This window comes from Streptomyces sp. NPDC048419, from assembly GCF_043200415.1.
Taxonomy (GTDB): domain Bacteria; phylum Actinomycetota; class Actinomycetes; order Streptomycetales; family Streptomycetaceae; genus Streptomyces.
The window spans coordinates 396,933-416,494 of the sequence record NZ_JBICXT010000005.1 but is presented as its reverse complement, the minus strand read 5'-3'; the positions used below and the strand labels follow the sequence as shown (position 1 = coordinate 416,494).

16 protein-coding genes and 1 tRNA gene are annotated in these 19,562 nt (G+C 72.4%); 12 read left to right on the top strand and 5 right to left on the bottom strand.

Annotated features, from left to right (window positions below; translation table 11 throughout):
- Nucleotides 1-142: 142 nt before the first annotated feature.
- The 5 genes from ACGFYN_RS14730 (at nt 143) to ACGFYN_RS14710 (ending at nt 6,635) form a co-directional block, all read left to right on the top strand.
- Complete coding sequence (locus ACGFYN_RS14730) at nt 143-1,036, top strand: FAD binding domain-containing protein (protein WP_393866184.1); 894 nt, start codon at nt 143-145, stop codon at nt 1,034-1,036.
- On the top strand, nt 1,033-2,814 hold the full coding sequence (locus ACGFYN_RS14725) for a 2Fe-2S iron-sulfur cluster-binding protein (RefSeq protein WP_393866183.1): 1,782 nt from the start codon (nt 1,033-1,035) through the stop codon (nt 2,812-2,814). Before ACGFYN_RS14730 ends, ACGFYN_RS14725 begins: the two co-directional genes overlap by 4 nt.
- Complete coding sequence (locus tag ACGFYN_RS14720) at nt 2,811-5,120, top strand: xanthine dehydrogenase family protein molybdopterin-binding subunit (protein WP_393866182.1); 2,310 nt, start codon at nt 2,811-2,813, stop codon at nt 5,118-5,120. Before ACGFYN_RS14725 ends, ACGFYN_RS14720 begins: the two co-directional genes overlap by 4 nt.
- Nucleotides 5,117-5,257, top strand: coding sequence for a hypothetical protein (locus ACGFYN_RS14715; RefSeq protein ID WP_393866181.1), 141 nt, complete (start codon nt 5,117-5,119; stop codon nt 5,255-5,257). Before ACGFYN_RS14720 ends, ACGFYN_RS14715 begins: the two co-directional genes overlap by 4 nt.
- A 202-nt stretch (nt 5,258-5,459) precedes the next feature.
- Nucleotides 5,460-6,635 (top strand): SUKH-4 family immunity protein, encoded by a 1,176-nt coding sequence (locus ACGFYN_RS14710; RefSeq protein WP_393866180.1) that lies wholly within the window; start codon nt 5,460-5,462, stop codon nt 6,633-6,635.
- Between the two features lie 49 nt (nt 6,636-6,684).
- Here ACGFYN_RS14710 and ACGFYN_RS14705 read toward each other — a convergent pair whose 3' ends face one another.
- From ACGFYN_RS14705 to ACGFYN_RS14695, 3 genes are all read right to left on the bottom strand, one after another.
- Nucleotides 6,685-6,906: a helix-turn-helix domain-containing protein gene (locus ACGFYN_RS14705; protein ID WP_393866179.1), complete on the bottom strand. Its 222-nt coding sequence runs from the start codon at nt 6,904-6,906 to the stop codon at nt 6,685-6,687.
- A complete protein-coding gene (locus tag ACGFYN_RS14700; protein ID WP_393866178.1) occupies nt 6,906-7,397 on the bottom strand; it encodes a DUF2975 domain-containing protein in 492 nt (163 codons plus the stop codon). Before ACGFYN_RS14700 ends, ACGFYN_RS14705 begins: the two co-directional genes overlap by 1 nt.
- Nucleotides 7,398-8,688: 1,291 nt before the next feature.
- A complete protein-coding gene (locus tag ACGFYN_RS14695) occupies nt 8,689-9,060 on the bottom strand; it encodes a hypothetical protein (RefSeq protein WP_393866177.1) in 372 nt (123 codons plus the stop codon).
- A gap of 480 nt (nt 9,061-9,540) precedes the next feature.
- On the opposite strand from ACGFYN_RS14695, the gene ACGFYN_RS14690 reads away from it, so the two are divergent.
- Entirely contained in the window at nt 9,541-9,780 is a 240-nt protein-coding gene (locus tag ACGFYN_RS14690; protein WP_393866176.1) for a hypothetical protein, read from the top strand.
- 355 nt (nt 9,781-10,135) lie between these two features.
- Here ACGFYN_RS14690 and ACGFYN_RS14685 read toward each other — a convergent pair.
- Nucleotides 10,136-10,207: transfer RNA gene (locus tag ACGFYN_RS14685), tRNA-Cys, on the bottom strand.
- Nucleotides 10,208-10,510: 303 nt separating this feature from the next.
- Between ACGFYN_RS14685 and ACGFYN_RS14680 the strand changes: the two genes are divergently transcribed.
- The 4 genes from ACGFYN_RS14680 to dapE all read left to right on the top strand — a co-directional run bounded on the left by ACGFYN_RS14680 (nt 10,511) and on the right by dapE (nt 16,030).
- Nucleotides 10,511-12,313, top strand: coding sequence for a DEAD/DEAH box helicase (locus tag ACGFYN_RS14680; RefSeq protein WP_393866175.1), 1,803 nt, complete (start codon nt 10,511-10,513; stop codon nt 12,311-12,313).
- 329 nt (nt 12,314-12,642) lie between these two features.
- The gene (locus tag ACGFYN_RS14675; RefSeq protein WP_393866174.1) at nt 12,643-13,284 is read left to right on the top strand and encodes an IclR family transcriptional regulator; all 642 of its coding nucleotides are present in this window, start codon (nt 12,643-12,645) and stop codon (nt 13,282-13,284) included.
- A 233-nt stretch (nt 13,285-13,517) separates the two neighbouring features.
- Complete coding sequence (locus tag ACGFYN_RS14670) at nt 13,518-14,978, top strand: amino acid permease (protein ID WP_393866173.1); 1,461 nt, start codon at nt 13,518-13,520, stop codon at nt 14,976-14,978.
- On the top strand, nt 14,975-16,030 hold the full coding sequence (gene dapE / locus ACGFYN_RS14665; RefSeq protein WP_393866172.1) for a succinyl-diaminopimelate desuccinylase: 1,056 nt from the start codon (nt 14,975-14,977) through the stop codon (nt 16,028-16,030). Before ACGFYN_RS14670 ends, dapE begins: the two co-directional genes overlap by 4 nt.
- Here the strand turns inward: dapE and ACGFYN_RS14660 are convergent.
- Nucleotides 16,011-17,552 carry a PucR family transcriptional regulator gene (locus ACGFYN_RS14660; RefSeq protein ID WP_393866171.1) on the bottom strand — a complete coding sequence of 514 codons (1,542 nt, stop codon included), beginning with the start codon at nt 17,550-17,552 and terminating at the stop codon, nt 16,011-16,013. The genes dapE and ACGFYN_RS14660 overlap by 20 nt on opposite strands.
- Nucleotides 17,553-17,657: 105 nt before the next feature.
- Here ACGFYN_RS14660 and ACGFYN_RS14655 point away from each other — a divergent pair, with 105 nt between their 5' ends.
- Both ACGFYN_RS14655 and menC read left to right on the top strand, forming a co-directional pair.
- Nucleotides 17,658-18,419 carry a chorismate synthase gene (locus ACGFYN_RS14655; protein WP_393866170.1) on the top strand — a complete coding sequence of 254 codons (762 nt, stop codon included), beginning with the start codon at nt 17,658-17,660 and terminating at the stop codon, nt 18,417-18,419.
- Nucleotides 18,416-19,558, top strand: a complete 1,143-nt coding sequence (gene menC, locus ACGFYN_RS14650) for an o-succinylbenzoate synthase (RefSeq protein ID WP_393866169.1) — start codon at nt 18,416-18,418, stop codon at nt 19,556-19,558. The genes ACGFYN_RS14655 and menC overlap by 4 nt, the downstream gene beginning before the upstream one ends.
- Nucleotides 19,559-19,562 lie beyond the last annotated feature (4 nt).

Sequence of the window (19,562 nt, the reverse complement as noted above, 5' to 3'; positions counted from 1 at the left end):
TGAGGCGGGCGAATGCCTCCTAGTGGACCCCTGTCTTCGGCCCTTGCGAAGATGTGCCAGAGTTGCCACGTCCGCCCTGTCAGCACGTACCGTACGGCAACACAGGTGGGACCAGGTGGGGCAGCGGGAAGGGGCAGCCGGTTTGACCACGCACGCACCGCAGGCGGCGCAGGCCGTCACGTTGCCCGCGACACTCGACGAGGCCGTGGCGGCGCTCACCGCCGTGCCCACCGCCGTGCCGGTGGCCGGCGGTACCGATCTCATGGCCGCCGTCAACTCCGGGCAGCTCCGGCCGTCCGCGCTGGTCGGTCTCGGCAGGATCAGCGAGATCCGCGGCTGGCAGTACCAGGACGGACACGCCCTGCTGGGCGCCGGCCTCACGCACGCGCGCATGGGCCGCCCCGACTTCGCCGCGCTGATCCCGGCGCTCGCCGCGGCCGCACGCGCGGCCGGCCCGCCGCAGATCCGCAACGCGGGCACCCTGGGCGGCAACATCGCCTCGGCCGCCCCCACCGGGGACGCCCTGCCGGTGCTGGCCGCCCTGGAGGCGACGCTGATCATCGCGGGCCCGGGCGGAGCCCGCCGTGAGCTCCCGGTGTCGCACCTGCTGGCCGGCGTGGACATGCTGCGCGGGGGCGAACTCATCGGGTACGTGCGCGTGCCACTGCTGCACGCCCCGCAGGTCTTCCTGAAGGCGACCGGCCGGACCGGCCCCGGGCGCGCGGTCGCCTCCGTCGCGCTCGTCCTCGACCCCGCCCGGCGCGGAGTGCGGTGCGCCGTCGGGGCCATAGCGCCGATGCCGCTGCGGCCCCTGGACGCCGAGCAGTGGGTCGCCCGGCTCATCGACTGGGACAACGGCCGAACGATCGTCCCGGACGCCTTGAACGCCTTCGGGGAGTACGTCGCCGCGGCCTGCATCCCCGACCCCGTCCCCGAGGCGGACGGCACCGTCCAGCCGCTTCCGCCCGCGGTACTGCACCTGCGGCGCACCGTCGCCGCGTTGGCCCGACGAGCACTGGGGAGGGCGCTGTCGTGACCGACGATCAGCACGAAGAGGGCACGCCCCGCAGCGGTGGCCGCTGGGACCCGCTGCCCCAGGGCGACTACGACGACGGCGCCACCGCCTTCGTGAAGCTCCCGGAGGGCGGTATCGACGCCCTGCTGGCCGCCGAGGGCAGCCCGCTCGCCGCGCCCGGCCACGGCTACGTACCGCCGCCGATAACGCCCGATCCGGAGACGGCCGACGGCGCCGACCCGAACGCCGCCGGCGCCTGGGGGGCGCCCGCCGACGGTGCCCGGTGGCCCGACCCGAACGCCGTGCCGCGGGACGGCGGGGACGACCGGTTCACGTACAACCCGGCGACCACCCAGCAGTGGAACTTCGGGGAGACCGCGGGCCCCGAGTCCGGGTCCGCCCCGGGACACGACGTGACCGGGCAGTGGTCGATCCCCGTCGCCGGAGGTGATCTTCCGGACGAATCGGGCGAGTTCACCACATCGTCCCTGGTTCAGCAGTGGGGCGGCACACCGCCCGCCACGCTTCCCGGCGGCGCCGCGGCCCCCTGGGCGACGGACGGCGCGGGACAGCAGTGGGCGCACCCGCAGACCGAGGAGCAGGCCGCGCCCGGTGAGGAGTCCGGGCAGGCGCACGCACCCGCCGAGAACCCCACGGGCGCGGGCCACCCGTACGAGCGCCCCGCGGCGCACCCCGGCGGCCGCACCGACGAGCACGCACCGGAGCGGCCCGGACCCGCCGCCCGCCCGCCCGCGCAGCCGGACCCGGCCGCGCACGAGGCGGACGGCGCGCGGGCGCACACCGCCGAGCAGTCCCGGGCGCGGGCCGCCGAGGACCACGCCCGGCCGCACACCGGCGATCCCTACGCGGACACGCCCGCCGACGGCCCCTACGCCGAGGCGCCCGCCGAAGCCGCCGTGGCCGCCGCACAGGACGCGCACGGGCCCGCTGAGGCATCAGGGGCGGACGAGGACGCCCAGAGGCCCGCACAGGCGCCTGAGGAGGCCGTGGAGCGGCGCGCGGAGCCCGCGGTGGACGCCGCCTCCGCACCCGCCGCCCCCAACGCGCCCGGTTCCCCCGGGACTTCGGCCGACCCGGAGTCCGCCGACGGCCAGGACGCCGAAGACGACGCACCGCCGCCGTTCCCCGGTGAGGAACACCCCCTCGCCTCCTACGTGCTGCGCGTCAACGGCGTGGAGCGCCCCGTCTCGGACGCCTGGATCGGCGAGTCGCTGCTGTACGTGCTGCGCGAGCGGCTGGGCCTCGCGGGCGCCAAGGACGGCTGTTCGCAGGGCGAGTGCGGGGCGTGCAACGTGCAGGTCGACGGGCGGCTCGTGGCCTCCTGCCTGGTGCCCGCCGTGACCGCCGCCGGCAGCGAGGTCCGCACCGTCGAAGGACTCGCCGTCGAGGGGCAGCCCTCCGACGTGCAGCGCGCGCTCGCCCGGTGCGGCGCGGTGCAGTGCGGCTTCTGCGTGCCCGGCATCGCGATGACCGTGCACGACCTGCTGGAAGGCAACCCGGCGCCCACCCGGCTGGAGACCCGCCAGGCGCTGTGCGGCAACCTGTGCCGCTGCTCCGGCTACCGCGGCGTGGTGGACGCCGTCCAGGAGGTAGTCGCCGAGCGCGAGGCGCTGTCCGCGGGCGACTCCTCCGAACACGACGGCGACGGAGCCCGTATCCCTCACCAGGCGGGCCCGGGAGCCGGCGGCGTCAACCCGTCGGCGTTCGAGTCACCCGGTGCCCCGGCGGCGCCGGGACCGCATGACCAGCCGTACGGCCAGGACGGAGGCCAGGCGTGAGCAACGAAGCCGCCACCGCGACCACCGCGGCGGAGCCGGCACCCGCCCCCGAGCCGCTGCCGCACGGTCTCGGCGCGTCCCTGCCGGCCGCGGACACCCGCGCGAAGACCGAGGGCACCTTCCCGTACGCGGCCGACCTGTGGGCCGAGGGCCTGCTGTGGGCCGCCGTCCTGCGCTCCCCGCACCCGCACGCGCGCATCGTCTCCATCGACACCACCCACGCGCGCGAGATGCCCGGCGTACGGGCCGTCGTCACGCACGAGGACGTGCCCGGTGACGCCCGCTACGGCCGCGGCAACGCCGACCGGCCCGTGTTCGCCTCCGAGGTCGTGCGCCACCACGGCGAGCCCATCGCCGCCGTCGCCGCCGACCACCCGGACACCGCGCGCATGGCCGCCGCGGCCGTCATCGTCGAGTACGAGGTACTCGACCCGGTGATCGACCCCGAGCAGGCCTTCGAGGCCGAGCCGCTGCACCCCGACGGCAACCTGATCCGGCACATCCCGCTGCGTCACGGCGACCCGGACGCGGTCGGCGGCGTCGTCGTCGAGGGCCAGTACCGCATCGGCCGCCAGGACCCGGCCCCCATCGGCGCCGAGGCCGGCCTCGCCGTGCCCCGCCCCGACGGCGGCGTCGAGCTGTACCTGGCCTCCACCGACCCGCACGCCGACCGCGACACCGCCGCCGCCTGCTTCGGCCTCGACCCCGAGCGCGTCAAGATCGTCGTCACCGGTGTGCCCGGCGCGACCGCCGACCGCGAGGACCAGGGCTTCCAGCTCCCGCTCGGCCTGCTGGCGCTCAGGACGGGCTGCCCGGTCAAGCTCACCGCGACGCGCGAAGAGTCCTTCCTCGGCCACACCCACCGGCACCCGACGCTCCTGCGCTACCGCCACCACGCCGACGCCGAGGGCAGGCTGGTGAAGGTCGAGGCGCAGATCCTGCTCGACGCGGGTGCCTACGCCGACACCTCCGCCGAGGCCCTGGCCGCCGCCGTGGCCTTCGCCTGCGGCCCCTACGTCGTCCCGAACGCCTTCATCGAGGGCTGGGCGGTACGCACCAACAACCCGCCCTCCGGCCATGTGCGCGGCGAGGGCGCGATGCAGGTCTGCGCCGCCTACGAGGCGCAGATGGACAAGCTCGCCAAGAAGCTGGGCATCGACCCGGCGGAACTGCGGCTGCGCAACGCCATGGCCACCGGGGACGTCCTGCCGACGGGACAGACGGTGACCTGCCCGGCGCCGGTCGCCGAACTCCTCCAGGCCGTACGGGACTTCCCGCTGCCGGAGCTGCCCAAGGACACCCCCGAGGACGAGTGGCTGCTGCCGGGCGGCCCCGAGGGCGCGGGCGAACCGGGCGCCGTGCGCCGGGGCGTGGGCTACGGCCTGGGCATGGTGCACATGCTCGGCACGGAGGGAGCCGACGAGGTCTCCACCGCGACGGTGAAGGTCCAGGACGGCGTGGCGACCGTGCTCTGCGCGGCCGTCGAGACCGGCCAGGGATTCACCACGCTGGCCCGCCAGATCGTCCAGGAGACCCTGGGCATCGACGAGGTGCACGTCGCACCCGTCGACACCGACCAGCCCCCGGCCGGCGCGGGCTGCCGCGGCCGCCACACCTGGGTGTCGGGCGGGGCGGTGGAGCGCGCGGCGAAGATGGTCCGCACACAGCTCCTGCAGCCCCTCGCCCACAAGTTCGGCATGTCGACGGAGCTGCTGCAGATCACCGACGGCAAGATCACGTCGTACGACGGCGTCCTGTCGACCACCGTCACCGAGGCGATGGACGGCAAGGAGCTGTGGGCCACCGCCCAGTGCCGCCCGCACCCCACCGAGCCGCTGGACGAGGCGGGCCAGGGCGACGCGTTCGTGGGCATGGCCTTCTGCGCGATCCGCGCGGTGGTGGACGTGGACATCGAACTCGGTTCGGTACGGGTCGTGGAGCTGGCGCTCGCGCAGGACGTCGGCCGGGTGCTCAACCCCGCCCAGCTGGCCGCCCGTATCGAGGCCGGCGTCACCCAGGGTGTGGGCATCGCGCTGACGGAGAACCTGCGCACCGCGCGCGGGCTGATCCGCCACCCGGACCTCACGGGTTACGCCCTCCCGACCGCCCTGGACGCCCCGGACGTCCGGATCGTCAAGCTCGTCGAGGAGCGCGACGTGGTCGCCCCCTTCGGCGCGAAGGCGGTCAGCGCGGTGCCGGTGGTCACCTCTCCGGCGGCGGTCGCCTCCGCGGTGCGCGCCGCCACGGGACGCCCGGTGAACCGCCTCCCGATAAGGCCCCAGGCAGCGGTGGTGACGGACCGATGACCAACCCGGAACCCGGACCCGGCTCCGAGGAACCCCGCTACGAACCCCCGCCCAGCGTCGGCAAGTTGCTGGTCTGGGTCCTGGTGTTCATGGTGGCGGCGCTGGCCGTCGTGCTCGGTGGCGTGTACTTCACCTAGGGCTGCCCGCCGGTGCCGATGATCCTTGCCGGGCGGGAACGGACGAGGGTGTTCTGAGCGTCCTGTGATCCGGGGGCGTTGTCAGTGGCGAGGCGTAGTGTTCTGGGCAGTGGGGAACGGCTGTCCGGGCCGAACGGCGTCATGACGCGCGCCCGGCCGTGCCCTGCACGGGGACTGTGGGCAAGCACATGCGGGGGACGCAATGAGCACGACCGGTGCCGCCATGGCGGCGATCACCCTGAGCGAGGACCAACTCGATCCGTACGTCACGCACGCGCCGACGCGCCGCCGGCTGACGGGACCCGGACTGCCGGGCGACTGCCACCTGTTCACCTTCGAGGAGCTGTGCCGGGAGGGCCTGCGGACGGTCGGGGACTCCACGGGTGACTCCGGTGGACGCCTGACGGCGGAGCTGCGGGACCAGCTGGTCATCGGCGCGCTGCTCGATCCGCGGGGCGCCGCCGGGGAGTCGGTGCTGCTGGACGGCGCGACGGGCGCGGTGACGACGACGTACTTCCTGTACGACCGCCCGGACCTGATGGACCGCCGCCCCCTCGCCCCGTCCCTCACCACGCTGGTGCGGTTCGCGACGGCGGCGGACGAACTGGCGGGTCTGCGGGGCCAGTTCGCCTCGTACGCCGGCCGTTACGGCCCGAAGGCGGCGGCGGAGGCCTCACGCCACCTGCTGGCGTTGTTCGAGGAGGGCACAGGAGGCGACATCCCGCCCTTCTGGAAGGCGGCGGCCCTGATCCGCCCCCTCGCCCTGGTGGCGGGCCCCGGCACCGCCTCCGGGCTCGCCCTGGACCTTCCCTCCCGCCTGCTGGACCGGGAGTTCGGCCCCGGCAGGATGTGGCGCTTCGAGGACCTCGACTTCCCCTCGACGCTCACGCACGAGCCGACCCGCCGCTTCCTGCGCGAGACGGGACTGCCGGAGGACGGCACCCTCCTCCGCCTCGACACGGACGTACCGCTGCCGACCCTGGCCGAGCACTACGCCTACCAGGGCCCCGACGGCTTCGACCCGGCCCGACTGCCGCGCAGGGCCTCGCACTTGATCCGCCTCGGCCACCTCGTCGAGGGCAACAGCCTGGTCGTCGACGGCGACACGGGCGAGGTCCTCGACTGGAGCGAGCCCGAAGCCACCCTGTACCCGCTGAACACGGACGTCTCCACCCTGGCCTTCACCCTCTGGCTCCTCCACCGCGAGAAGGCCATGGACGCGAACCTCTCGGGCGAACTGACCGCCGACGCCCACGACCAGCTGGCCCTGACGATGATCCACACCCTGTCGACGATCGACCCGACCACCACGACGACGCCCCCGGCCCACCACTACTGGACGAAGGCGTTCCGGGACGAGGGAGGCGGGGTGCGGTGACGGGGCGGCGCCGCGGACCGGCGCCGACCGCCCGCCGCCCCGGGGCAGGTCATCCGCCCGCGGCGTCCTCGGCCTCCCAGCGCAGCAGGTCGCCCGGCTGGCACTTGAGCACCTCGCAGAGGGCGGCGAGTGTCGCGAATCGCACCGCCCTGGCGCGGCCGTTCTTGAGGACCGCCAGGTTGGCGGGCGTGATCCCCACGCGCTCCGCGAGCTCGCCCACGGACATCTTCCGCCGGGCCAGCATCACGTCGATGTCGACGGCGATCGGCATCAGATCACCTCGTCCAACTCGGCCTGCATCTGCGCCGCTTCGACGTCGCGCGCGACGGCCTGGGCGAGCAGCATCCGCAGGACCAGCACGATGAGCGCGACCCCCAGGATGGCCAGGCCGATCCCGCCCATGATGACGGTGACGCCCGGGTCGTCCCGCTGCCCCGGCGCGTTGACGGCCGTGACCACGAACCACAGGAGGGCGGCCGACACGATCGCGCCGATCACGCCGTCGACGTAGCGGAAGGCGGCGTGGGAGAACACGGTGCCGCGTCGCACCATCGCCACCAGCCGCCATACGCAGACCAGCGCGACCTGGACCGACACCATGCCCAGGATCGTGATCACGCGAAACGCGGTCAGCGGCAGCGACCCGTCCTCCGGGTCGTTCCCCGCGACCAGCACCCACACCATCCCCGCCTGCACCAACACGGTGCCGGCGAACACCACCACGAGCACGGCGCGCAACGCACGCACGGCCAGCTTTCCCATGACCCACCATCCCATCGAGTTGCGATGGGAATCTATCGAATTTCGATAGGCAGGGCAAGTTCGATAGGCAGGGCAAGTTCGATAGGCGGGGCAAGGGGGACGGTGGACAAGGGTGATGGAGGCCGTGACGAGGATCGAACCCGCGTAACTCGCTTTGCAGGTTTGTCTGTGCTGGTCAGGGCATGATCCGGGCTCGTACGTCGACGTTCATTTGCGTGCGGCCGCAGGGCCCTCCGGGGCAGGGTGAACGGTGCCGGACTGCCGCGTACGGCCATGAATGAGACGGAAACTGAGACGGTCCGGCGCCTCGATACCGTGACACGATCCCTGCTGGCGCGAGAAGAATCGGCGACTCACCCCAGCACGCAGAGATCCGGCCCACTGGGATCTCGTGGGGGTCGCCAGCACGCTGTCCAGCTGTCCGCATGGCCGTACGGGGCGTCCGTGAGGGTTCGCGCGGCAGGTCAGACCGGGTGTGCGTACAGCGGTGAACGTTGGCGTCCGTCAGCGCACTGGACAAAGACCAGGACAACGAGATCAGGTACGAGCGACCGCCCCAACGAACGCGGCTCCTTTGTGGTTGCTCACGATGAAGTCGAAGCCGTCGTCTCCGCCCCTGGTGCCGAGCGGGCTCCCGCCGCTGTCGCGGTCGGGATGCACTGTGACCGCCTCGTGCGCGTTTCCCTCCAAACGGGTTCGGTCCGTTCCATGGCAGCTGACCGATGATCCCCGCGCATGGCTTTTGCTGATCTGGCTCAGTAGTCGTCGCGTAGCGTCCGTCGTGTGCTGGCACTCTTCGACCTCGACAACACCCTGATTGACCGACAGGGCGGCTTGGATGCATGGGCGGGTGCCTTCGCTCGCTCGCGTGGACTGCCGGATCAGGCCGCGGCGCTCGTGACTGCCAGGCTGCGAGACCGGGCGTACCCCGAAGACTTCGATTACCTGCGAGACGTCCTACGGCTCGCGGACAGCGCTGGGGCAACCCCGCGACGGACATAGCCGGGGCACAGGCGGCCGGACTGCGGACCGCCTGGGTGGCTGGCAGCCGTGAATGGGCCGATGGCCCTCGCGAGCCCGACCTCATCGTGTCGAGTGCCGCGGAGGCCATCGCGATGTCGCGGAGCTAGCGGCCTGATGTGGGAGGAGTCGACCACGCGGGCACCGGTCCAGCCGGGAGGCGGCGTCGAGCCCGGCCGGCAGGTCCGCATGCAAACGCCACCGGATCCCGGTGTGCAGCACGTACGGAATCATCAAGAGGAGCGCCAGGGGCAGAGGTTGCAGAACAAGCTCAGTTGGGCTGGATGTACAGATTTACGACCGATACCACCCCGTCGGGGATTGAATGGACGTCCGATATGTTCAAGACCCCACCGGGGTAGAAGGTCCACCAGCTTCGGACGCCATCCGTCGTGTAGAAATCGACGCGGCCGGTGTTGCTGCCGGCGGTCATCTTAGTCGTCCAGAATCCCGAGGTGGCGAGGTTGTCGTTCCCAGTATTGGTGTAGCAGATTGTTCCGTGGTATCGCGTGTACTGATGGAAGTAGTTGCTTGACGTGCAGCCGGTTGAGCCGGTGTACGGCTGCATTGGCTGCGCGGTCGCTGTACCCGTACCAACCAAGACCAGAGCGGCCGCAGCCGCAAGGGCGTAACGGATTCTCATGATTCCCTCCAGGGTTCACCTTCGAAGGCGGATTAAGAATTCGAGTTAGAGGACGTGCTCGAAAGGTCGGGTTGCGGCCCGGCGCAACGCGTCGTCGCGTCGGGCCGCAGGCCCCTTCTCCGGGTCGCGGGTGGAAGCCCGCATGGTGCGGGCGCTCAGCCGACCAGGCCGGGCAACCAGACGCGTGGATCGAGGATCATCGAATGCTCCTTCCGCGGTTCGGGTCCGTCGGCGCAGGGCCGGGACAGGGGGAAGCGGACGACATCCATCTTTGGGGCGCGCTCCCCGGGACTGGCTCCGCAGCGCGGCCTAATGGGCGAAACTTGCCTTCATGGCGCGCGCATTGGCGGATTCCGTACTGAGCCTCACCGACCGGCGGTTGGTGGCCGTGCTGCAGTGCGGCGGCCGCCTCACCGCGGAGCACGCGGCCCTGGCGGGCCAGGCCGTGCCGCAACCAAGACACTCGCCTAGCTTCAGTACATGGACTTCAACATCACCGCGGAGGAGGAGGCCTTGGTCTTCCATGTGGCCTGCCTCCTCCAGTCTGGCCTCTCCCCCACGGATGATGACCTGGCGGAGGAGCTGGGCGATGAGGTCCGCCCTCTCCTCCAGTCCCTCCTGGATAAGGGCTGGCTCGTCGTCGGCAAGGAGCGAGAGCTGACGTTGTCGGTGATCGCGCGGGCTGCGGTGTCCAGCCGGAAGGATGTGGAGGGACCTTAGACCGGCCCGCCGGGTGGGGCAGCGTGCAGCTCCGCGAGTACCTGAGCGAGCGCGGGCGAGGTGTCCTTGAGAGCCTCCCAGGGCTCCATGACTGCGGAGGCAGCGACGGCCAGGTCGTACGCCCCTGAGCGATGTCGAGTAGCTCCGTCTCCACCCCGTAGTCACTGGCGAGCGCATACGCGACGGCGGCGAGGACGCGGCTCGCCTTCTGGTAGCTGCAGCCCGAGACGGACCAGCCGGATGATGGAGACGACGGGGCGGCCGGCGTGCTCGCACCTGCCAACTGAGACGGACGACCGAGAGGGCGGCACCCCGCACGGGGCGCCGCCCTCTCTTTTGCCTAGTCAGGCACCAGAGGCCGTGGCGGGGATCGAACCCGCGTAACTCGCTTTGCAGGCGAGTCCCTGAACCACTCGGGCACACGGCCGGGGGAACCGGAGCGTTGTGGTCCGCTCCGGGCCCGGTGAGACGACCGTACGGCGGGCCGGGAAGGGGGCTCAAGGGAATCGCGGGGGCCGCAACGGGACTGCCACACCCCGTTCATGAAGACGGGCGGCCGGGGCGGCGCGGTGTGAAGTAAGTCGCACCCCTGTCCGACCCGGCCCCGTCCGGGCATGGGTGGTGGGGGGCCGCCGGTAGGGTGGCCCGGTTGTCATACGTAGCCGAGAGACCTCGTAGCCGAGAGACCCTCCCGGCGCGACGAGCCGCCCGATCCCAACCCCCGGAGACCGTGACTACCACCGCCGCCAGCTCCGCCTCGCACTCCCACCACCTTTCTCCCGCCTTCCCCGGCCGCGCCCCCTGGGGCACCGCCGGCAAGCTGCGTGCCTGGCAGCAGGGGGCGATGGAGAAGTACATCCAGGAGCAGCCGCGTGACTTCCTCGCGGTCGCGACCCCCGGCGCCGGGAAGACGACCTTCGCGCTGACGCTCGCCTCCTGGTTGCTGCACCACCATGTCGTGCAGCAGGTGACCGTGGTCGCGCCGACCGAGCACCTGAAGAAGCAGTGGGCGGAAGCGGCGGCGCGGATAGGGATCAAGCTCGACCCCGAGTACAGCGCCGGGCCTCTCGGCAAGGACTACCAGGGCGTCGCCGTCACCTACGCCGGTGTCGGCGTGCGGCCCATGCTGCACCGCAACCGCGTGGAGCAGCGCAAGACCCTCGTCATCCTCGACGAGATCCACCACGCCGGTGACAGCAAGTCCTGGGGCGAGGCCTGCCTCGAGGCCTTCGAGCCCGCCACGCGGCGCCTCGCGCTCACCGGTACGCCGTTCCGCTCCGACACCAACCCGATCCCCTTCGTCGTGTACGAAGAGGGCAACGACGGGATCCGCCGTTCCGCCGCCGACTACACGTACGGCTACGGCAGCGCGCTGACCGACGGGGTCGTGCGCCCCGTCATCTTCCTCTCCTACAGCGGCAACATGCGCTGGCGCACCAAGGCCGGCGACGAGATCGCCGCCCGGCTCGGCGAGCCGATGACCAAGGACGCGATCAGCCAGGCCTGGCGCACCGCCCTGGACCCGCGCGGCGAGTGGATGCCCAGCGTGCTGCGCGCCGCCGACCAGCGGCTGACCGAGGTCCGCAAGGGCATCCCGGACGCCGGCGCCCTCGTCATCGCCTCCGACCAGGACTCCGCCCGCGCCTACGCCAAGCTCATCCGTGAGATCACCGGCAGCAAGGCGACTCTCGTCCTGTCCGACGACGCCGGCGCGTCCAAGCGGATCGACGACTTCAGCGGCAGCGGCGACCGGTGGATGGTCGCCGTCCGGATGGTCTCGGAAGGCGTCGACGTGCCCCGGCTCGCCGTCGGGGTCTACGCCACCACCATCTCCACGCCCCTCTTCTTCGCCCAGGCCGTCGGCCGCTTCGTACGGTCCAGGCGCCGCGGCGAGACCGCCTCCGTCTTCCTCCCCACCGTCCCCGACCTCCTCACCTTCGCCAATGAGATGGAGGTCGAGCGCGACCACGCCCTCGACAAGCCGAAGAAGGAGGGCGAGGAGGACCCGTACGCCGAGTCCGAGCAGGAGATGGAGGAGGCGAACAAGGAGCAGGACGAGGACACCGGCGAGCAGGAGCAGTTCGCCTTCGAGGCGCTGGAGTCCGAGGCGGTCTTCGACCGGGTGCTCTACGACGGCGCCGAGTTCGGCATGCAGGCCCACCCGGGGAGCGAGGAGGAGCAGGACTACCTCGGGATTCCCGGGCTGCTGGAGCCCGACCAGGTGCAGCTGCTGCTCCAGAAGCGGCAGGCGCGGCAGATCGCGCACAGCCGCAAGAAGCCGGACTCCGAGGCCGATCTGCTGGAGATGCCCGCCGAGCGCCGGCCCGTCGTCTCCCACAAGGAGATGATGGAGCTCCGCAAGCAGCTCAACACGATGGTCGGTGCCTACGTCCATCAGAGCGGCAAGCCGCACGGGGTCATCCACACCGAGCTGCGGCGCACCTGCGGCGGCCCGCCCAGCGCCGAGGCCACGGCGGGGCAGCTGAAGCAGCGGATCGCCAAGGTCCAGGAGTGGGCCACGCGGATGCGCTGACCCGGCGCACGCCTGGTCAGGGGGCGCAGGATGCTGGTGCAGCCGCTTGTTGCGCCCCGTACGAATCACGACATACGGACGTAGTCCGTCCCTACCGGTGCCCGGATTCTGGACGGAGCCTTCCGCTGAGCGAACTCCCTTCGCTACTGTCCCGCTACGCAAACGCCCCGTGGCAGCGCCGCCGCGGAGCGCAGCCGTGAAGCGACGCGGCTCGGTACAGGCCGGGCCGCCGGCCGATCGGCGGCCTCTGTTGCGCGTCATCGACGGGACTCGGTGACGTACCGCTGCTCGGAGGTCTGCCGACCTCACCACTTGGAGGAGTGGGCGTCGTGACCGCGGAGACCTCTCAGACGCTCGACCGGGGACTGCGTGTCCTCAAGCTGCTGGCCGATACGGACCACGGGCTGACCGTCACCGAGCTTTCCTATCGACTTGGCGTGAACCGGACCGTGGTGTACCGGTTGCTCGCCACGCTCGAACAACATGCCCTTGTACGACGGGACTTGGGCGGCCGTGCCCGAGTGGGACTCGGCGTACTGCGACTGGGCCGTCAGGTGCATCCGCTGGTGCGGGAGGCCGCGCTGCCGGCGCTTCGGTCGCTGGCCGAGGACATCGGAGCGACCGCGCATCTCACGCTCGTGGACGGGGCGGACGCGTTGGCCGTCGCCGTCGTCGAGCCGACGTGGACGGACTACCACGTGGCCTATCGGGCCGGGTTCCGGCATCCGCTCGACCGGGGGGCCGCGGGCAAGGCGATTCTCGCCGCGCGCGCCCGGCCGGTGGCGGAGCCGGGCTACACCCTGACGCACGGAGAGCTGGAGGCGGGCGCCAGTGGGGCGGCCGCGCCGCTCCTGGGGGTCACGGGGGTGGAGGGCAGCGTCGGTGTGGTGATGCTGGCCGACGCGGTGCCCGAACGGGTGGGGCAGCGGGTGGTGGACGCGGCGAAGGAAGTCGCCGAAGCGTTGCGCTAGCGCTTGGCTTTGGCGGGTTGTCCGGGTGGGGGTGGGTGGGCGGCTGCGGGTCGGTTGTGGCTGATCGCGCCGTTCCCCGCGCCCCCAAAAGATTCCCCGTGCTCCCGAACAGGGGTGCTTTGGCCTCTGGGCTAAAGCTTGGTGGCGACCTTTGGTCGATTCGCTTACCGTTGTTCGTCGCTCTCTCCGCATCATCAGGGGCCAAGCCCCGGAATCGCGGAGGGAACGGCACTGTGGACGCAGTCGGTACGAAGGTCAGACGACCACAACTCACCAGCGCCGTAGGGCGGTTCACCCGGCGGCAGGGTGTCGGGGCAGCCGTCGACGCCGCCGCCGGGAGTCCGCTCAGGCGGACCATGGGGGTCGCCCAGCTGACCCTGCTCAGTGTGGGGGCCACGCTCGGGACCGGGATCTTCGTGGTGCTCGGACAGGCCGTGCCGGAGGCCGGGCCCGCGATCGTCGTGTCCTTCGTGCTGGCCGGCGTCACCGCGCTGTTCTCGGCGCTGTCGTACGCCGAGCTGGCCGGCATGATCCCCGGTTCGGGCTCGTCGTACAGCTACGCCTACGCCACCCTCGGGGAGCTTGTCGCCTGGGTGTGCGGCTGGTGCCTGATCCTGGAGTACGGGGTGTCCGTCGCCGCCGTGGCGGTCGGCTGGGGGCAGTACGTCAACGAGCTGCTCGACCTCACTCTCGGCGTGACCCTCCCCGAGTCGCTGAGCTCCCCGCCCGGTCTCGGCGGCACTCTCAACGTCCCCGCCGCCCTCATCGTCGTGCTCGCCATGGTCGTCCTGCTGCGCGGGGCCAGGGAGAGCGCCGTCGCCAACGTCGTCATGGTCGGCATCAAGATCGCCGCCCTCGTCCTCTTCTGCGCGGTCGCCTTCACCGCCTTCCACGCCGGGAACTTCCGGCCGCTGTTCCCGCTGGGCGCCGCCGGGATGAGCGCGGGCGCGGCCTCGCTGTTCTTCTCGTACATCGGGTTCGACGCCGCCTCGACTGCAGGGGAGGAGGCCCGCAACCCGCAGCGGGACCTGCCCCGCGCGATCATCCTCTCCCTCGTCCTCGTCACGGCCCTCTACGTCCTCGTCGCGGTCGCCGCGCTCGGCGCCATGCCGTGGAAGAGGTTCGAGGGGACCGAGGCCACGCTGAGCCAGGTGCTCGTGCAGGCCGTCGGCGGGGGCAGCCTGTGGCCGATCCTGCTGTCCGTCGGCGCCGTCGTCGCCACCACCAGCGTCGTGCTCACCGTGCAGTACGGGCAGATCCGCATCCTGTTCGCCATGGCCCGCGACGGGCTCGTGCCGCCGCTGTTCGCCAAGGTGCACCCGCGCACGGGAGTGCCGCGGGCGGGCACGGTGATCGTCTCCTCGTTCATCGCCGTGCTCGCCGCCCTCGTGCCGTTGGGCAGCCTCGCCGACGCCACCAGCATCGGCACCCTGTTCGCCTTCATGCTGGTCAACATGGCGGTCGTCCTGCTGCGGCGCCGCAACCCCGAGGCCCCCCGCTCCTTCCGCGTCCCCTTCTCTCCGGTGACCCCGGTCCTGGGCGTGGGGTTCTGCGGCTACATGCTGTTCAGCCTCGGAACGGACACCTGGATCGCGTTCGGCGGGTGGATGGTGGTCGGGCTCGTGATCTACGGGTGCTACGGCGTCCGGCACTCCCGGCTCAACCGGGCGCAGGAGCAGGAGACCGCCGCGTGACCGTCACCCTCGACCTCGCCTCCGACGTCGTCGCCCTCACCCGCGCCCTCGTCGACCTCCCCTCCGAGAGCGGCCGGGAGGGCCGGATCGCGGACGCCGTCGAGACCGCCCTGCGCGGACTCCGCCACCTCCGCGTCGAGCGGATCGGCGACTCCGTCGTCGCCCGCACCGACCTGGGCCGCCCAGAACGAGCCGTGATCGCCGGTCACCTGGACACCGTCCCGGCCGCCGGGAACCTTCCCTCCCGGCTGCACGAGGGCCGGGTGCACGGCCTCGGCGCCTGCGACATGAAGGGCGGGGTCGCCGTCGCCCTCCGCCTCGCGGCCGGTGTCCCGGACCCCGCCCGCGACCTCACCTACGTCTTCTACGAGTGCGAGGAGGTCGAGGGCGACCGCAACGGCCTGCACCGGATCGCCGCCGAGCGCCCCGCCCTCCTCGACGCCGACCTGGCGGTCCTCATGGAGCCGTCCGAGGCGGGCGTCGAGGCCGGCTGCCAGGGTGTCCTCACCGCCGACATCGTCGTCCGCGGCGCCAGGGCCCACACCGCCCGCGCCTGGACAGGCGTCAACGCCGCGCACCTCGCCGCTCCCGTCCTGCAGCGTCTCGCCGACCACACACCCGAACGCGTCGTGATCGACGGGCTGGAGTACCGCGAGGGTCTCGGCGCGGTCGCCGTGCGGGCCGGGGTCGCGGGGAACGTCGTACCGGACGAGTGCGTGATCACCGTCAACTCCCGCTTCGCGCCGAGCCGTTCACCCGAGGAGGCGGAGGAGTACGTACGCAGGCACTTCCCCGGGTACGAGGTCCGGGTCACCGAAGTCGTGCCGGGCGCCCTTCCCGGCCTCGACCGCCTCGCGGACCTCGTGGCCGCGCTCGGCGCCACGCCACGCCCCAAGCTCGGCTGGACGGACGTGGCCCGCTTCGCCGCCCTCGGCACGCCCGCCCTCAACTACGGCCCCGGAGACCCCTCGCTCGCGCATACGGCGGGGGAGTACGTCCCGGTCGCGCATCTGCGCACCTGCGAGGAGCGCCTCAGACAGTGGCTGCGCTGAGCCCCGCCAGCGTCCTCAACTGGAGCCACAGCACCAGCCGTTCGTCGGGATCGTCGAGGTCGATCCCGACGTGCTGCTGGGCCTGCTTCAGCCGGTAGCGGCAGGTGTTCGGGTGCACCGCGAGCAGCCTTGCCGCCCCCGCCATGTCGCAGCCCGCGTCGAACCAGCTGACCAGCGTGCGCGCGTAGTCGGTGCCGTTCGCCTCGTCGTACGCCAGCACCCTCCGCCACGTCCCCGCGCTCAACTCCCGCCGCTCGCCCAGCACTTCGGCCAGTCGCAGCAGCGTCACCCGCGGGCGCACCTCGTCCACCGTCGCCACCGGCAGCTCCGGCCCGAGCACACGCAGCACCAGCTCGGCGTCCTGACGCGACGCCGCCGCCTGCGCGGGGCCCGCCACCAGCTCACCCAACGCGGCCCGCACCGACACCCGCAGCGCCTGCCCGGCCCGCCCCACGATGTCCTCGGCCAATTTCCTGTGGCGCGCCCCGGGCGCCGGCAGCACCGCGTACACCACCCCGTCGACCAGCACACACGCATGCCGCCCGTACCGTGCCTCGCACTGCAGTCGTACGACGTCCAGCAGGCGCAGGGCGGTCTGCTCGGCGTCCGGCAGGCTCGGGGCGTCCAGGACGAAGGCCGCCACCCGCACCGCGCCCTCAAGTCCCAGACGCTGGGCGGCCGTCGCCGCGTCCGCCGTGCCCTCCAGCAGCCTTCGCAGCAGGTCGCCGTTCTGGTGGCGGGCCAGCTCCTGGGCTGCCCTGGCCCGCAGCAGGAGCAGCGCCGCCGTGGACGCGCCCTGCGTCAGGGTCTCCTCGGCGTCCGGCGCGAGCCTGCCGTCGTCGACCACCCAGACCGAGCCGAGCGTCTCGCCGCCGGCCCGCACGGCGACCGCGAGGCGCGGCAGGTCGCCGTCGCGCAGCGCGGGCAGCCGCACCGGCCCCGTGGCCGCGAACAGCACCCGGTACTGCTCGGTGTTGGCCGGGCTGACCGGCACCTGGAGGCCGAGGATGCCCTGCCGCCGGTCCTCGTCGACCGGCTGGCCGGGCACGGTGGAGTAGGCGAGCAGCCGCTGGCGCGGGTCCTCCACGGCCGTCGCCCCGCCGGTCGCCGCCGCGACCGCGTCCGCGAGCGCGAACAGGTCTCCGAGGCCGCCGGCCGGCGGCGCGGGCCGCGCCCCGATCGCCGAGGACAGCAGCAGATGGACGTCGTGCCAGGCCGCGTCCTCGTCGACCGACAGCAGCGCGACGCCGTACGCCTCGGCCTCGCCCACCGGCCCGTCCGGGCCGCGCACCACGAGCCCGCTCATCCCGGCCTCCGCGGCCGTCCGGACGAGCGGCCCGGCCGCCGCCGCCCGCACCCCGACCGCCAGCAGCAGCGCGCCCGGCGCGTGCGGCAGCGGGGCGTGGGCGTCGTACAGCAGAGCCTCGGTGACCGGGACGGCGAGCCCGGCGGGTGCGGTGTGCAGATGTACGGAGGGACCACCGAGGACGTCCAGGAGGTCACCGAGGGTGCAGGCGTCCATGAGGTTCCTCCCGGAGCGTTGATTGGCCGATCCCGAAACGAACCTACGCACCCGTTGTCCACCCGCACAACGTGGGGAGGTCCACCCACCGGTGAGACTCGACCCATGACGCCCGGAGTGAGCATCCGCACCGTCCACGACGTCGGCGGCCTCGCGGCCGTCACCGACTACTTCAGCGACGTCTGGCAGACCCCCCGCAGCGCCCCGCCCTACCCGGCCGAGGTGCTGCACAGCCTCGTCCACGCGGGCGGCGCCGTGCACGCCGCGTACGACGGAACGCGGCTCGCGGGGGCGTCGGCCGCCGTGTTCGGGCCGGGGGGCGACACGTACTCCCTGGTCGCGGCCGCCGAGCACGGGCTCGGATACGAGGTCAAGCAGGCCCAGCGCGGCTGGGCCCGCGGCCTCGGCGCCCGCACCATGCGCTGGACCTTCGACCCGCTGGTCGGCCGCAACGCCCGCTTCAACCTGGCCAAGCTGGGCGCCGCCGGCACCGAGTACCTCGTCGACTTCTACGGCCCCATGGCGGACGGCGTGAACGACGGCGACGAGAGCGACCGGCTGACGGTGACCTGGGGACTCACCCGGTCGGGGACGCCGCATGAGACCGAAGGGCGCGAGAGCGCGCCCGCCACGCACCAGGGGCCCGACGGCGACACCCTGGCCCGCCGCGACCTGGCCGGCCGGCACCTGTGGTGTCGGGTCCCGGACGACATCGTGAAGCTGCGCGCCGCCGACCCGGCCCTCGCACTGCGCTGGCGGCACGCCGTCCGCGAGGTGTTCACGGAGGCCTTCGCGCAGGGCTTCACGGCCACGGGCATGTCCCGCGACGGCTGGTACACGCTGACCCGGAAGGACACCGCCGTATGAGGCTCGAACGCGTCGAGATCGTGCACGTCGAGATCCCGCTGGTCACCCCCTTCCGCACCTCCTTCGGCACGATGACGACCAAGGACACCTTCCTGCTGCACGTCGTGACCGACGAGGCCGACGGCTGGTCGGAGTTCGCCGCCGACCCCGAACCGCTGTACTGCTCCGAGTTCGTGGCCGGCGCGGAACTCGTGCTGCGCGACTTCCTGCTGCCACGCGTCGCCGCCCTGCCCGCTCTCACCGCCGCCGCGATCGCCCCCGCCGTGGCGAAGATCAAGGGCCACGAGCTGGCGAAGGCGGCCCTGGAGACGGCGGTCCTGGACGCGGAGCTGCGGTCGTACGGCATGCCGCTCGCCACCTACCTGGGAGCGGTCCGCGACCGTGTCCCCGCGGGTGTGTCGGTCGGCATCAAGGAGTCCGTGCCCGCCCTGCTGGACGACGTCGAGCGCTATCTCGCCGAGGGTTACGTCCGCATCAAGCTGAAGATCGAGCCGGGCTGGGACGTCGAGCCGGTACGCGCGGTGCGCGAGCGCTTCGGCGGCGCCCTGCCCCTGCAGGTCGACGCCAACACGGCCTACACGCTCGCGGACGCCGAGCACCTGCGGCGCCTCGACGAGTTCGGGCTGCTGCTGATCGAGGAGCCCCTGGAGGAGAACAACCTCCACGGCCACGCGCAGCTCCAGCGGCGCCTCGCCACCCCCGTCTGCCTCGACGAATCCCTTCACAGCGCCCGCGACACCGCCTCTGCGATCGCGATGGAGGCGTGCCGGGTCGTCAACGTGAAACCCGCGCGCGTGGGCGGATATCTGGAGGCCCGCCGCATCCACGACGTGGCTCACGCGCACGGCGTACCCGTGTGGTGCGGCGGCATGCTGGAGACGGGAATCGGCCGCGCCCCGAATCTCGCCCTGGCGGCCCTCCCGGGCTTCACCCTCCCCGGCGACACCTCGGCGTCCTCCCGCTACTTCACCGAGGACCTCACCGAGCCCTTCGTCCTCGAGGACGGCCACCTGCCCGTCCCGGCCACCCCGGGAATCGGTACCGAGCCACTGCCGCACGCACTGCGCCGGTTCACCAGCCAGAGGCGAGACTTGTATGTGAGCCGACCGGCACCTGGCCGGATGTCGCCGCCACGTTAGATTG

Coding starts and splice junctions, on each gene's coding strand:
- ACGFYN_RS14700 (WP_393866178.1), bottom strand. CDS start 7,397: ATGGGAAAGCTGGCCGTGCGTGCGTTGCGCGCCGTGCTCGTGGTGGTG.
- ACGFYN_RS14655 (WP_393866170.1), top strand. CDS start 17,658: ATGACGCCCGGAGTGAGCATCCGCACCGTCCACGACGTCGGCGGCCTC.
- ACGFYN_RS14710 (WP_393866180.1), top strand. CDS start 5,460: ATGAGCACGACCGGTGCCGCCATGGCGGCGATCACCCTGAGCGAGGAC.
- ACGFYN_RS14705 (WP_393866179.1), bottom strand. CDS start 6,906: ATGCCGATCGCCGTCGACATCGACGTGATGCTGGCCCGGCGGAAGATG.
- ACGFYN_RS14715 (WP_393866181.1), top strand. CDS start 5,117: ATGACCAACCCGGAACCCGGACCCGGCTCCGAGGAACCCCGCTACGAA.
- ACGFYN_RS14690 (WP_393866176.1), top strand. CDS start 9,541: ATGGACTTCAACATCACCGCGGAGGAGGAGGCCTTGGTCTTCCATGTG.
- ACGFYN_RS14695 (WP_393866177.1), bottom strand. CDS start 9,060: ATGAGAATCCGTTACGCCCTTGCGGCTGCGGCCGCTCTGGTCTTGGTT.
- menC (WP_393866169.1), top strand. CDS start 18,416: ATGAGGCTCGAACGCGTCGAGATCGTGCACGTCGAGATCCCGCTGGTC.
- ACGFYN_RS14660 (WP_393866171.1), bottom strand. CDS start 17,552: ATGGACGCCTGCACCCTCGGTGACCTCCTGGACGTCCTCGGTGGTCCC.